The sequence below is a fragment of the Flavicella marina genome, from assembly GCF_009193215.1.
In the GTDB taxonomy this organism is placed as follows: domain Bacteria; phylum Bacteroidota; class Bacteroidia; order Flavobacteriales; family Flavobacteriaceae; genus Flavicella; species Flavicella marina.
In genome coordinates this window covers 197,759-212,672 of record NZ_VYVA01000006.1, presented here as the reverse complement: position 1 = coordinate 212,672, position 14,914 = coordinate 197,759, and the positions used below count along the sequence as shown (strand labels likewise).

The 14,914-nt window shown below is 33.9% G+C and carries 11 protein-coding genes; 1 reads left to right on the top strand and 10 read right to left on the bottom strand.

Going from position 1 to position 14,914, the window contains the following annotated elements:
* The first annotated feature begins 17 nt into the window (after positions 1-17).
* Positions 18-1,718 (top strand): TonB-dependent receptor, encoded by a 1,701-nt coding sequence (locus F6P99_RS12650; protein ID WP_152287857.1) that lies wholly within the window; start codon positions 18-20, stop codon positions 1,716-1,718.
* Here F6P99_RS12650 and F6P99_RS12645 read toward each other — a convergent pair.
* The 10 genes from F6P99_RS12645 to F6P99_RS12600 all read right to left on the bottom strand — a co-directional run bounded on the left by F6P99_RS12645 (position 1,715) and on the right by F6P99_RS12600 (position 14,772).
* On the bottom strand, positions 1,715-2,224 hold the full coding sequence (locus tag F6P99_RS12645) for a hypothetical protein (protein WP_152287856.1): 510 nt from the start codon (positions 2,222-2,224) through the stop codon (positions 1,715-1,717). The genes F6P99_RS12650 and F6P99_RS12645 overlap by 4 nt on opposite strands.
* 7 nt (positions 2,225-2,231) lie before the next feature.
* Complete coding sequence (locus F6P99_RS12640) at positions 2,232-4,475, bottom strand: FUSC family protein (protein ID WP_152287855.1); 2,244 nt, start codon at positions 4,473-4,475, stop codon at positions 2,232-2,234.
* Positions 4,476-4,600: 125 nt separating this feature from the next.
* Positions 4,601-8,080: a hypothetical protein gene (locus F6P99_RS12635; protein ID WP_152287854.1), complete on the bottom strand. Its 3,480-nt coding sequence runs from the start codon at positions 8,078-8,080 to the stop codon at positions 4,601-4,603.
* 156 nt (positions 8,081-8,236) lie between these two features.
* The gene (trpA, locus tag F6P99_RS12630) at positions 8,237-9,004 is read right to left on the bottom strand and encodes a tryptophan synthase subunit alpha (RefSeq protein ID WP_152287853.1); all 768 of its coding nucleotides are present in this window, start codon (positions 9,002-9,004) and stop codon (positions 8,237-8,239) included.
* Positions 9,005-9,007: 3 nt separating this feature from the next.
* Complete coding sequence (gene trpB / locus F6P99_RS12625) at positions 9,008-10,198, bottom strand: tryptophan synthase subunit beta (RefSeq protein ID WP_152287852.1); 1,191 nt, start codon at positions 10,196-10,198, stop codon at positions 9,008-9,010.
* 7 nt (positions 10,199-10,205) lie between these two features.
* Positions 10,206-10,838 (bottom strand): phosphoribosylanthranilate isomerase, encoded by a 633-nt coding sequence (locus tag F6P99_RS12620; RefSeq protein ID WP_226913078.1) that lies wholly within the window; start codon positions 10,836-10,838, stop codon positions 10,206-10,208.
* A 107-nt stretch (positions 10,839-10,945) separates the two neighbouring features.
* Complete coding sequence (gene trpC / locus F6P99_RS12615) at positions 10,946-11,737, bottom strand: indole-3-glycerol phosphate synthase TrpC (protein ID WP_152287851.1); 792 nt, start codon at positions 11,735-11,737, stop codon at positions 10,946-10,948.
* A gap of 15 nt (positions 11,738-11,752) precedes the next feature.
* Positions 11,753-12,739: an anthranilate phosphoribosyltransferase gene (gene trpD, locus F6P99_RS12610; protein ID WP_152287850.1), complete on the bottom strand. Its 987-nt coding sequence runs from the start codon at positions 12,737-12,739 to the stop codon at positions 11,753-11,755.
* A gap of 7 nt (positions 12,740-12,746) precedes the next feature.
* Positions 12,747-13,322, bottom strand: coding sequence for an anthranilate synthase component II (locus tag F6P99_RS12605; protein ID WP_152287849.1), 576 nt, complete (start codon positions 13,320-13,322; stop codon positions 12,747-12,749).
* 55 nt (positions 13,323-13,377) lie between these two features.
* Positions 13,378-14,772, bottom strand: coding sequence for an anthranilate synthase component I family protein (locus F6P99_RS12600; protein ID WP_152287848.1), 1,395 nt, complete (start codon positions 14,770-14,772; stop codon positions 13,378-13,380).
* Positions 14,773-14,914 lie beyond the last annotated feature (142 nt).

Sequence of the window (14,914 nt, the reverse complement as noted above, 5' to 3'; positions counted from 1 at the left end):
TTCAAAGACATTTATATATGAAAAAAATATGCCTTCTTCTAATTTTCACTAGCCTCTCTGTTTTTTCTCAGAAAGAAAAAGATAGTGTTAGCACAGAAGTAATCAACGTTGTAACATCATACAAACCTACCATATCAGATGCCTTTAAAGCTTCTGAAAACCCAACTATTGATGTAAAGTCTAACGACAGAAGTAAAACTACCTATAAAATAAAATCAAATCCGATTCAATCTGTTTTTAGCCCTTATCCTGGTGGATATACTTCTGCGCTTACCAATTACAAAAAGCCTGGTTATCCTGATTATGTAAAAGTTGGATTTGGTAATTACAGTACACCATTGGTTGAAGGTTTTCTATACAAACAAAAAGACGAACACGAAGGGAAATTTTTTCTCTACAATAAATCTTCTAATGGTGGTATCAAAGACGTGGTTTTAAACAACAATTACCTAAACACTATTCTAGACTTAAACTACAAAAACACTCAGAAAAAGCAAGTATGGGAGGCAAATGTTTATTATCAAAGAGATTTGTACAATTGGTATGGAATTCCATTCACCTATGATAATAGCGTTTCAGATAATATTGACGAAAAACAAATTTACAACGATTTTAGACTTACTGGAAACATTGAATTGACACAAGGGTGGTTCAAAAAATCTGAAGGTAGTTTGGAGAAATTTTCTGACAAACACGGTAGTAATGAATCGCGTTTTTATTTTGCCACCAATGTAGATTTCCCAGTCGAAGATCAGTTTATCTATACCAGTTTCGATCTAGATATCTTACACGGTGAATTTGAAAATGATTACACCAATACCGCACAAATAAATTATGGATACCTAAGCCTAAATGCAAAAGGTAAATACTTGATAAACAAAGATGATTTATCTCTTTCATTGGGAGCAATTCTTACCTACAACAGCGATCTTGAAAACAAAAAAAATCGTTTCTTTATTTATCCCGATATCCATGTTGACTATAATTTAATCAACGAACTTCTTACCGTTTATGGTCGTTTTACAGGGGGTATTGTTCAAAACTCTTTTAGGAGTATCACGAGCATCAATCCATATGTCTCACCTACTTTAAACATCAAACCTACAAGTAATAGCTATAAAATTGTAGCTGGGTTGAAAGGAAAAATAACTTCTTCAATTTTTTATGATGTAAATGCAAGTCTTTCAAGAGAAAAAGACAAATTACTGTTCCGCTCTAATCAGAACCTAACAGATGGTCTTACTCAGGTTGCAAAAGGGTACCAAGCTGGAAACTCATTTTACACTTTGTACGACAATGCCACAACCATTGAACTATTCGGGCAAATACATGCTTTGCTTACTGAAAATATTCAAACCGGAGCTTCTCTATCTATTTTTAATTATAACATGAGTACGGAAGCTGAAGCATGGAATTTACCTCCTTTTGTTGGAACCCTATTTGGAACTTATAGTTTTGGCAAATGGGCTACAAAAGCAGAAATATATGCAAAAGGAAAAAGAAAAGATCTTTTAATCGCATCTGATGGATCTGAAACACTAGTAGAAGTCAAAGGTTATGTTGACATAAACCTTTCTGCAGATTACACTTTCAACAGAAAATGGAGTGCTTTCTTAGAATTGAACAACGTGTTAAACACAAACTACCAGGTTTACTCGAATTTTCAAGTACAAGGTTTTCAGGTAATGGCAGGTGCTATGTACCGTTTCGACTTTTAATTTAAGAGTAATGTTAAGGACTTTAAATAATCATTGTCTAATGCAATGCTTGTAACTTCAGAAAATTCACAATTAAAATTTTCTGCCCACTCGCCTGTTGAATTCATTGTTTTAATTTGAAAACTATCATCGAATACCTTTTCAATTTTACCTACGATGATTTCTTCTTCATCATCTGTATCAAAATGAATCAATACCCGAGTACTTACAATATTTCTTAGTAATTTCTGAGTGTCATCTAAATCATAATTTAGTTGAAAAGTAAACTTTGGGTATTTTAAAGCAAAAATTTTTTCCTTAAAAGCTTCTGATTCTTCATGAAGAACTTCATCAATTTTCGATTTTTGAATGAAACGTAATCCATCGACAACAAAATCATTTTGATTGTCTAACAATAAGATCCATAGCTTTCCTTCCGCGACAAACACTCCTGTGATTTCTTCATCCCAATCTTCTATCAAAATAGAATACACGTTGTTTTTTGTCATGTTCGTTGTTAGATACATAGTATTGTTATTTTGAAACTTTATTATAAATTTTTATTTTTTGGATCAAACTTTCAGATAGCGTATACAAATAAGACAACTGATCTAAAATCAACTGAGTTTGTCTTATTTCTTTAGAGACTGAACCTAAATCTTGCTCTGTATTTTCTGACTTCAGTAGCACCTTATCATATCTTTTGACCAAGGTATCATAACGTTTTTCAATCGACACTCTAGCTTCTTCTATTTCATGCTGTTCATGTAAAACAGTTACTTCTTCATTTAAAAGTACTTGTTTTCCGTTGGTTAGGTTATCGACTATGTTTTCAACAAAAACGGCAACTTTATCCGAAATTGCGATATTTTTTTGAGTTCTCACAAAGGTTCCCAACGAAGCCAATGTTGCTAAAAATGTATTCGCTACTACCACAACATCATAAATTTCAGAAAAATATTTTCGTTTTGATTTTGGCTCTTGAGTCATTCTTTGAAAAGCAGCATTTAACTCACCCATCGCTAAAAACGCTCTTTTTCTAGACAGCTTGTATTCAGACAACTTAGTCTGCTTCTCATCATAAGAAGCCTCTATTTTCTTTAAATATATACTATTTGCAGAAAGCGTTTCTAGAATCGAATCTGTTACAGTCATAAACTCCCATGACGGAAACAAAAACAAATTCGCGAGTATTGCGATACTACCTCCCACCATCGTATCAATCACTCTAAATTTAACTGCAAACAAAATATCAGGACTATATAAAGCATACATAAAAACGATGTGCAAAGTAATAAACATGGCAAAAGTTCTGTAATTTAATTGTACCAATGCCAAAGCCAACACAAGACTAAGTACAGCCAATATTCCGAAAACAAACGTATCTTGAATTAAATAAACTAGAATCACAGCGACTACAGCACCGATAATCGTACCTATAATTCTATGTTTCATTCTTTCTTTCGTCAATCCATAACTAGGGCGCATTATTACCACAAGGGTCAAAAGAATCCAATAAGAGTTTTGTACTTCGAAAATATAGCCCAATAAATAACCAAAGACCATGGCTATTGATAAACGCAAAGCATGTCTAAAAATTGAAGACTTCAAACTAAAGTTCACCAATAACTTATTGGCTCCATAATCTTGAGGAGTGATAAATCGTTTGTCGGTTTTTTCCTTGTTTTGAATAGAATTATTCAAGGTTAAAACATTTAAGACACGTTCAATAGCACGAATCTTTTTTACCTGTTGTGTTTGATATTCAAACATATTCACAAGAATAAAAAAGCCCTCGTTCGATTCGTTAAAAGTTTCTTCGTTTTTGTAATCCTCAATTGTAACTCTAATTTTTTCTAGCATTTTTTTTAAGTCCGAATTGACTACTACTTTTTCATCTCTAATAATAACTTTGGATATATAAACCAAATGATTCGACATCTCATGAATCAAACTAGCAACTGTCTTTAAATAGTTTCTATTTAATTCGAAAACAACATCAACTCGATCATAATTTACAGGATTTGCAACTGCGAGTTCAAGCATATCCACCAACTCAATAAACAACAAAAATTTTCTTCGTATTCGATTCGAAAATCCTGATTTCTGACGATTGGTTAATAATATTTCTCTGAGTGTTTCATGCTTCTGGGTCAATTGTGCTTGAAGTGTAAACAATTGCGTATTGAGTTTTTGCCTGCTATTATTTTCAAGTAACAATTCAGCTCTTGTTTGCAAATATTCTCCTGTAAGTTTCATGGTATCAGAAAGCAATTCTTCTATATACATTTTCGGATTGAAATAATTCGCAATCGTAGCGACCAACAAGTACCAAACACCACCAATAAAAACAAAAAAAGCATAATCGACTACTGATAGATGTATATAAGAATGTGCAAAACTAACTACAATTGCCATCAAAACAGATAAAGAAACCAAAGAAGCCCTAAAACCATACACTGCTATATACGAAACAAAAAAAGTCAATACTCCCAACAAGGGCAAAACCAACCAAATATGAACAGCTGCAGAACCGATAATCAAAGTAACCAATGTGGTTAAAACAATTGACGCACACATACCAAGAGTACGATGCTTCACACTACCTGGACTATTTGATGGAGCATTGTAAAATACTCCCAAAGCAATGGCAAAACCTATTTGAGGTTGATTGAAATAAAAATAACTGATTAAAATTGGCACCAAGGCTGCGATTATAAAAATCAAGCTTTTATAAAAATCGGCACTGATAAAAAAACGGCGAATCGCATCAATCATGTCAAAAAATATTCTTTGGCAAATTTATAAATGTATTCTCGGTTCTTTCTTTAAATCATCAAAAAAATGACACAAAAAAACTCCTTCTTTTCAGAAGGAGTTTTTTAAAACACAAACACTCATAATTATAGAACATAGAGCGGGTCTGCACCTATGGTCCCAATTAAACTTTCTACATAACTAGCGTCACTTGCTATTTTATGTTTCGCTTTTACTTTTGCCAATCGTTGTTCAATATCCATCTCAGCAACGATACCTATATTGTTAGGATTATTCACAAAATCTTCTAAATATGCAATTTGTTTCTCGTAAAAAGCAATATCTTTTTGCTGTTTTAGCAACAAACGCTCTTTATACCAATCGCTTTCAAGAATAACATCTCTCTCAAAATATTTTCTCAATTCAGGGTCGCTGATTTCTTTACCTTCATATGTTCCATATGCCATGATATGCAATAATATTTTTAAAGGAGGAATGGCAGCATCTACACTTCCATCTTCAAAATAACGCAGGGCAACTTTTTGTTGTGCCTCTACAATATTGTTGATTCCATCTACATAATCTTCCATTCCTTGCAATTCAGGTTGCAACATACCCTCGTCAAAAACTGAAGTCGGCTCATCGAAGATTCTATTCATACAACGCAAAGCGAAAATATCAGTAATTCTATACCCCAAGCGGCTTGCCAATACTTTTTTTCCTTCAAACTCAAAATCATCAATCTTTTCTAAAGAACCATTTGCAATTAATTTTTCTGGATCTCTATCTTCTGGCATCAAACGAGCCCAAATTTCAGGAATCAACAAACTGACATCATGATCGACCTTATTTTCGGCACCAATATAACCTGCTGCGGTACTAAAAGCATTAGATTCTGTTAGCACATGTGAAAGCAGTGCATTGTTCAAATCCGTAGTTGGAGTTAACATATTGAAAGGACCTTTGGTTAAAGCTCCTTCGGAACCTGCTCCTGTCGTCGATGGTGATTTTCCTGTCAAACTACACACAAAATCCATAAACAACTCCGGTGTTTCCTGATAATGGATAGGATTGTATACTGCAAGTGGACGAATTCCCGCTTTTTTATCTACAGGGTTATTTCTTCTTCCTGGCAATACAGCATTCACCACATTTACAACCGCATCTTCTGATTCAATTTTACGTGATAATCTCACTCCGATTTCAGCCAAATAGCTTGTTTCATTTTCTTCAACGAAAACATTTGGTTCAAGATAACGTGGATTCTTTGTAGGCCCATCTGCAACGATTCTCGTGTGCGATGGCACAACAAAATACTCTTCTTCTTTTTCACTCTCAACCACACTTATAATCAAATCTTTTACTGGCTGTGTATACTTGTCAAAATTAATAGTGTCTTCGTACAAAGCAATCGCATCACTTTTACGCATCAACTCATAATTAGTTAAGAATGTATTGTCTGAAACCAAATCTTTTTCAGCTCCTTTATCATAACCACGGATCACCGCTTCATCCGGACGCTGGAATAAATGTGCTTCACAATTCGCTGTAATTTTTACACTTTGATTTGTGTATTCTGGATTCAAATTTTTGATTTGATTGCTTGGAAGCGTAATCGAAGCTGATATATCATCTTCTGTTTGAATTTTAATACTCGGTGCAAAATCAGATCGTAATTTATTCAACATCCAATCTCCATTTTGATTGAATCCGATTCTTACATAACTTCCTACTACTTCAGTACCGTTGTATTTCAAATTGCTTCCTTTCTGGCCGTTGATCACTTCAACAGACATACAATCTTTCCAATTTAATTTTCTATGATCACTTCTGTACAAACGTTTTATAAACAGTACCAATGATCGAATATGAACTGGAATATTAGCTAAAAACTCATTGAATTCATCTGAATTATTATCATTCGGAATCAATAATTTCACAGCAGATCCTAATGTCCTATCAGGACTTAAAAATGATCTTGATGGTGCCAAACTTGAATCGTAATTTTTCCAACGTTTCGAATAATCGTATTCAATAATTTCATCGGCTAGCTTGAAATCTTTTTCTATGTCTTGTAAATTAAACGACTTATATGTAATCGCATTTTGCATAGACTTAGAAATCTCAGATTTCCCACCTCCTGACACCGTACAAGGTTTGTGACAATTCACTCCTTCTGCAGCAGTAATCAATATTCTCCAAAGAGAAATACTCGGATGTTTCACCAAATTGAACTTATTTCCTGTTGGATGAACATAGGTCTTATCGGGAGATAATACTAGTTTTTGTTTTTTACCATCGTAATTCCAAGAAACACTATTCGTATTCGTATCGAAATAAGCCGATTGTGGCACATAAATAATATTTGGATATTTTTTATCGATACCATAATTTTCTGGCTGCACAGCAATACGATCTCCTAAAAACTTTTTTACTTCAGTAAAAGTTCTTCCAGTAGTATCTTTCCCCATAAATGATTTCCCATCTACAATATCACCCATTACAGCTCTTGGAAATGCAATAGCACCCCCTGAATGTTCTTCTTCTAGCAATCCGTATAAGTTCGCTGAATAACTAATTTGCGTTTTGATTTCTTTTTTAGAGTAACCAAAATAATTATCGGCAATCAAGGTAACTACCACACCTCTTGAATCTCTACAAGTAATTTTAAAGGCTCCACCGTCGTTGTACAATTCATTTTCATCTTTCCAACACATCCCATCAATTCTCTGACGCTCTGTAGCATCATCGTAATGAGGTAATCCAACGTCTTTTTTCTTTAAAGTCTTTAGCTGCGGAGCTAAAATAATACAACCTGTATGCCCTGTCCATGATTCTGGATTCAATGCGGCGTCATTTTGTGCTAAATTAGGATCACCGGCATTTCCAAAGATTGACTCAACAAAATCTAAATTCGTCACCAAACTTCCAGGAGCAAAAAAGTGTACCTCCATCGTTTTTTTAGGCATTACTCCTTTTACCTCTGGACACACCATCGGACGCAACAATAAAGACACCATTACTTTGGCTTGTTTTTCTTGACTAGAAGTAAATGGTAATGTTTTTAAGTCATCTGACGGGCTAAATGCAGCATTTAAAAAATGAGCAAACACCTGTTTTGGTACTTCCTTTTTATCTAGTGGCACAGGTAATTCTCCTTCCACAATATGAAAAGTACCTTTTGTAGTTCTCTTATCATGAATAGGATTATTCAATATTCCTTGCTTTACTCTATTCGATGTGATATTTTCACTTTTGAATTCATCACCATCTGGTGGTAAACTAATTTCTCTTGCATGTCCGGCTTGAGTTAACACCAATGTATTATTTGGCAACACTGCTTTTGGAGAAACATCTATATCTGACAAGTAATCATCGATAAAATTTTGAATTCTTTGATCGATCGGTGTCAAATGTTTCGACAATAATCTGGTAGATTCTTTTAAGTTTTTTACCAATCCACTTGTTAACGAATGAAAATTTGGGTTGCAATATTTAAACTCACTTTCTTCTTTATCTTCAAATATTGGCTGCCCTAAAGTAGCTAGTTGAAGATTGATGTAACGCACCGTATCTTTACGATGTCTGATTACTTGCTCTTGACTAATCTTCTTGTTTTTTTCCATCTGTAGTGTATATTTATTCCGATTATTATCTGTTTACCCTACAAATTTATATCCCCTATCTAATTAAAAACATGCTATTTATCATTTATTTAAAAAAAATCAAAAAAAAATGCTCTTAACATAATTAAGAGCATTTATAGTATCGTTTTATGAGAATTACCCAATAATTCCTTTCACGAATTGATCGATTGAGGCCGTACCTTTTTCTCTTAAGAAATTGATAAATGCTGAACCAATAATTGCTCCATTCATATATTCACAAGCCGTATCGAAAGTTGATTGGTTTGATATTCCGAAACCAACAATTAACTTACTTTTTAAATTCATTGCTTTGATGCGATTGAAATAATCTATTTGGCCTTGAGATATTTCTCCTTTCGCTCCTGTTATTGAAGAAGAAGCCACAACATAAATAAATGCATCTGTCATTTCATCAATTTTATGAATACGCTCGTCAGAAGTTTGAGGTGTAATCAAAAACACATTGCTTATACCATATTTAGCAAACAAAGCTTTGTAATGATTTTCGTATTCAATCATCGGCAAATCCGGTAGAATTACTGTTTCAATTCCACATTCTTGACAAAGCTCACAAAACTTTTCTTCACCGTATTTCAATACCTGATTCAAATACCCCATCAATACTAACGGTGTGTTAACAGTGCCTTTTATTTTTTTTAATTGCTCAAAAATCAAATCTAAATTGATTCCGTTTTTTAAAGCGACAGCACTACTATACTGAATCGTTTCTCCATCGGCCATTGGATCAGAATAAGGCAAACCTACTTCAATAAAATCTACTCCATTTGCATCCAAGTCTTGAATGATTTTTTGTGTATCATTTAATTGAGGAAAGCCTGCTGAGAAAAAAACAGAACACAATCTATTTTGTTTGTTCTCTAATAAATTAGTCAATTGTCCCATATTCTAAGCTTGTTTTAAATTTGAAATATAAGTTTCTAAATCTTTATCTCCTCTGCCTGAAAGATTTACAACAATCACTTGTCCTTCTTTGATATCCATTTTATCTAATGCAGCTAAAGCATGTGCCGTTTCTAAAGCTGGGATGATTCCCTCGACTCTAGACAATTCATAAGCAGCATCCAATGCCTCTTGATCTGTGGCATTTAAAAAAGTAGCTCTTTTCGATTCAAACAAATATGCATGTAAAGGTCCAACTCCAGGATAATCTAAACCTGCTGATATCGAATAAGGCTCAATAATTTGCCCATATTCATCTTGCATCAAAATAGTTTTACTACCGTGAATTACTCCAACTTCACCTAATTGAGAAGTAGCAGCACTCTCTCCACTATTCACTCCTAAACCAGCAGCTTCAACAGCAACCAACTCTACAGATTCTTCTTCTAAATAATGATAAAAAGCACCAGCAGCGTTACTACCTCCACCAATACAAGCGACAATTGCATCTGGATTTTCTTTACCTGTTTGCGCTAGTAATTGTGCTTTTATCTCTTCACTAATGACAGCTTGTAAACGTGCAACCATATCTGGATATGGATGTGGCCCAACCACAGAACCTATCAAATAATACGTTTCTTCAGGGTTACCAATCCAATCGCGAATGGCTTCGTTTGTAGCATCTTTTAGCGTCTTACTTCCACTTTTAGCAGGCATCACTGTAGCTCCTAACATTTCCATACGTGCTACGTTCGGTGCTTGTCTTTTTATGTCAACCTCTCCCATAAAAACAATACATTCTAAATCCATCAAAGCACAAACCGTAGCCGTAGCAACTCCATGTTGTCCAGCACCCGTTTCTGCGATAATTCGCTTTTTACCCAAATGCTTTGCTAACAATATTTGTCCGATGGTATTGTTTACTTTGTGTGCACCTGTATGGCATAAATCTTCTCGCTTTAAATAGACAGAGGCGTTGAATTTTTTCGACAAACCTTTTGACAAATACAAAGGAGTAGGTCGTCCTACATATTGGTCTAACAAATATTTGTACTCTTTTTGAAAAGCATCAGAATAAATAATCTCTAAATAATTATCTTCTAATTCTTTGATATTCGGATACAGTAATTCAGGAATAAATGCCCCCCCAAACTGTCCGTAATACCCATCTTTTGTAGGTTGAAATTTTGGTTCCATATCTATCTTATATTTCGCCTTCTAAAGAAGGTCTTATTTTATTTAAAAATTTTTCTAAAAGCTCTTTGTCTTTTTGAGCTGGACTCACTTCAAACTTACTATTCAAATCCAAAGCATAAACTGGCAAATCACTTTTTATGATTTCTTTTACCGCCTCTACTTGATCCAATCCGATACCTCCACTTAAAATGAAAGGTGTTGCAGAGGGATATTTTTTTAATACACCCCAATCAAAAACATATCCATTGCCACCTGGATGTGCTCCTTTGGTATCAAATAAAAAATAATCAACCTTACCTTCAAACGGCTTTAAAACGTCAAAATCAAAATCTTCTTTGATAGAAAACACTTTAAAAACGCTCACACCTAATGCTTTTATTTCATCGCAAAACTCAGGTGATTCTTTACCATGCAATTGAACCGCTCCGAACCCAAATCTTGCAATTTTTTCCTTTACAAAATCAACGGTCGCATTTACAAAAACACCCGTTTTTATAATTTCAGCAGGCAATTCTGGAATTTCTCCAGTAAAATTTCGAGCAGATTTTTCAAAAAAAATGAAGCCCAAATAATCTGGATGTAATGCAGCTACTTCCAGAATATTTTCTGGACTTCCCATACCACAAATTTTGATTTTCATTTTTCCTTATTTTACTACCCTATCCTTTTGGGTACTTTATTATTCCAATTCTTATCACCTCGACAAGCTCAGTCATCTACCGACTACAACTATCTCGTTTAAAAATATTATCTCAACTGATCAATAAATTCTTTACAGGCTTTTCCTGGATCTTCTGTTTTCATAAAGTTTTCTCCAATTAAAAAACCTTCGAATCCATATTCTTTCAACCCTGTAATAATTCTAGGGTCGCTAATTCCACTTTCAGAAACTTTGATACATGTATCAGGAATTTCCGCTGCTAGCGCAATTGAATGTTCTAAATCGACCTGGAACGTTTTCAGGTTTCTATTATTAATTCCGATTATTTTCCCATCCAAATCAGAAATTTTGTCTAATTCTTCTCTACTGTGAATTTCATACAAAACGCTCAAACCTAAGTCTTCCGCTAAATTCCCATAATTTTTTATTTCTTCAGCAGTCAAGCAAGCAGCGATCAACAAAATCGCATCTGCTCCAATGGCTTTAGATTCTACAATTTGAAAACCATCAACAACAAAATCTTTACGTAAAATTGGACGAACTGTATTTGCTTTACGAGCATTCATCAAATCTACCATGGTACCTCCAAAATACCTTGTATCTGTTAATACAGATTGAGCTGCTACATTGGCATCTAAATAACCTTGCGTTACTTCTTCTACAGTTGCTTTATCATTGATAATTCCTTTGGAAGGTGATTGCCTTTTAAATTCAGCAATAATTCCTGTAGAACCATTTTCGGTTAGCGATGTAGCCAAAGACAAAGGAGTTCTTTTAAAAACAGGGCTTTTGACCAACTGCTCTAAAGTAACCTCTTGCCTAATTTTTGCAACTTCCTGTTTCTTAAAATCTACAATTTGTTGTAGTATATTATTCATTTCCATCTTTCCTTTCTATTCTACAATTAATTCTAAACATTTTTGAGCTTTCAAACCAAATAAAGAACTTTTAGCTTCTTCAAAAGCAGCTTCAAAAGATTTTGTTTCATCAACAATTTTCAAAGCCAAGGCCGCATTTGTCAAAACAACATTATTCTGAGCTTCTGTACCATTTCCAGATAGTATTGCTTTAAATATTTTTGCCGCATCTTCTACAGAGTTCCCTCCATAAATATCAGATTGTTGTAATTTTTTCTGATGAATATCTTTGGGTGCTATTTGTTGCTCCCCATTCTTCGTAAAGAACTTAAAAGGCCCAGTCAAGGAAACCTCATCGTAACCATCTAAAGCATGCACAATACCATAATTGGTATCTTCATCTTGTAAAATATAATTATACAACCTAGCCACTTCAAGGTTGAATGTACCTAACAATTGATTTTTAGGACTGCATGGATTTACAATAGGTCCTAACATATTAAAAAATGTTTTCAACGCCAAAGCCTTACGTGTAGGTCCTACAGCCTTCATCGCAGGGTGAAATTTAGGTGCATGTAAAAAACAGATATTTGCTTTTTCTAAATGCCCTTTTAAAACTGCTTCATCATTTGTAAACGTATAACCAAAACTTTCCAACATATCTGAAGAACCAGATTGAGAAGAAACACTATAATTACCATGTTTGGTTACCATTTGTCCAGTTCCAGCTACTACAAACGAAGTCAATGTTGAGATATTAAAAGTATTTTTACCATCACCTCCTGTTCCAACAATATCTATCGTTTCAAATTCAGACAAATCGGGTTTGATAGCCAACTCTAACAATGCAGCTCTAAAACCTGCCAATTCATCAACCGTGATTGAACGCATCATAAAAACTGTCATAAAAGATGCTAAATGTGCGTCATTATATTTCTCAGCAGCAATATCAATTAATATTTGTTTGGCTTCTTCTTTAGAAAGTGTTTGATGTTGAAATAACCTATTCAATATATTTTTCATGCTATTCTTATTTCAAGTTATCAATAAAATTACGCACCATTTTTTCTCCTAGTGGTGTCAGAATTGACTCTGGATGAAATTGTACAGCGCTGATATTATATTCTTTGTGTGCCAATGCCATAATACCTCCTTCGTCATCTACAGCCGTAATTTTCAGATCAGATGGAAAATCTTCTTTTGCTGCAATCCAAGAATGGTATCGAGCGGCTTCAAATTTTTCTGGCAAACCTTGAAAGATCAATGCATCCTTGTCTGTAACTGTCATTTCAGTAGCAACTCCATGATACACTTTATCCATATTGATGATTGTTCCACCAAACACTTCGGTAATTGCTTGCAACCCTAAACAAACCGCAAAAATAGGTTTTGTCGCTGCATAGGTACGAATTACTTCTTTAAGAATACCTGCTTCATCAGGAATACCAGGACCAGGAGATAACATGATCACATCGTAATTGCCTACATCTTCGATAGAAATTTTATCATTTCTGTATACATCCGGAAAGACTCCAGTTATTTCTTCTACCATATGTACTAAATTGTAGGTAAAAGAATCGTAATTGTCTAATATTAATATGTTCATCTTTTTAGCTTTTGGCTCTTTGCTATTAGCATTTCTCTAACAGCTAAAAGCTAATTTATATTTTCTCTGCCAACACCAAAGCTTTCTTTAATGCTGCCAATTTATTATTTACTTCTTGCAACTCACTTTCTTCACTAGAATCAATTACAATTCCGGCTCCAGCTTGAGAATACAACACATTATTTTTACTTACAAAAGAACGGATTGCAATTGCCAAGTTTACCGAACCATCAAACCCGATAACACCTACAGCACCACCGTAAAAACCACGAGTTTGATTCTCGTAAGTATCAATCAACTCCATAGCTTTGTATTTAGGCGCACCACTTAAAGTACCAGCCGGAAATGTATCTCCAACAATTTCAATAGGATTTCCTTTGATATCACCTTGAACAGTAGACACCAAATGAATTACATGACTAAAATACTGTACCTCTTTAAACACCTCAACGGTTACATGGTCTGCATGCTTACTCAAATCATTTCGAGCCAAATCAACCAACATCACGTGCTCAGCGTTTTCTTTTTTATCTTCAGATAATTTTTTCCCTAATTTGATATCTTCAGTCATATCACCAGTTCTTCTAAAAGTTCCAGCGATCGGATTGATAATTGCTTTACCCTTCCCAACTTTAATTTGTGCTTCTGGCGATGAACCCATCAATTTAAAACTTCCATAATCGAAATAGAATAAATAGGGAGAAGGATTGATAGATCTTAAAGCTCTGTACACATTAAATTCGTCTCCTTTAAAAGATTGTTGGAACTGACGAGACAATACAATTTGAAAAACATCGCCTCGTTTGCAATGCGCTTTTCCTTTTCTAACATACTCTTTAAATTCTTCATCTGTACAGTTTGAAGACTCGTCACCTTCAAAAGAGAAATTTTGAGTATTGTAGGCTTTCGAACGTAAAATAGTTTCAATTTCATCCAATTTAGAAGTTTCGTTTTCTTCTAAGTTTTCAATTAAAAGCATTTCATCGTTAAAATGATTGATGGCAATTACAAATCTAAAAAAGCTGTATTGCATCAATGGAATTGCAGAAGGAGCTTCTTTCGATTTTAGTTCGATATTTTCGAAATACTGAACACCATCGTAAGTTGTATATCCATACAATCCATTAAACCCTTTAATCGAAGCATCGCAGTCTAACTCAATACGATCTGTATAACTTTGAAAAACATCATAAAAATTGGTGTTTTCTAATTTTTGATTTTCCAATTCTTCATCTCTGTGTGATAATGACAGATGATGATTCTCGGCTTTTATTGTAACCACAGGATCTACACACAAAAAAGAAAAGCTTTCTTCTTTACTATGATAATCAGAACTCTCTAAGAGCAAAGTATTTGCAAATTTATCTCTAAATTTCAAATACAAACCAACAGGAGTTACCGTATCAGCGATTAAGTTTTTCGTTATTGATTTAAATTTTATTTTTTTCATTGTTGCGATTCATTAATTGCAAAAATTGCGATCGAATTATTCTATTTTAAACTTCTTATATTTTTGTTATTAGAAGTTTCTAAAACAAAAAAAAACTTATCGTGAGATAAGCCTTTATAATTTATTGTAACAAATACAAACA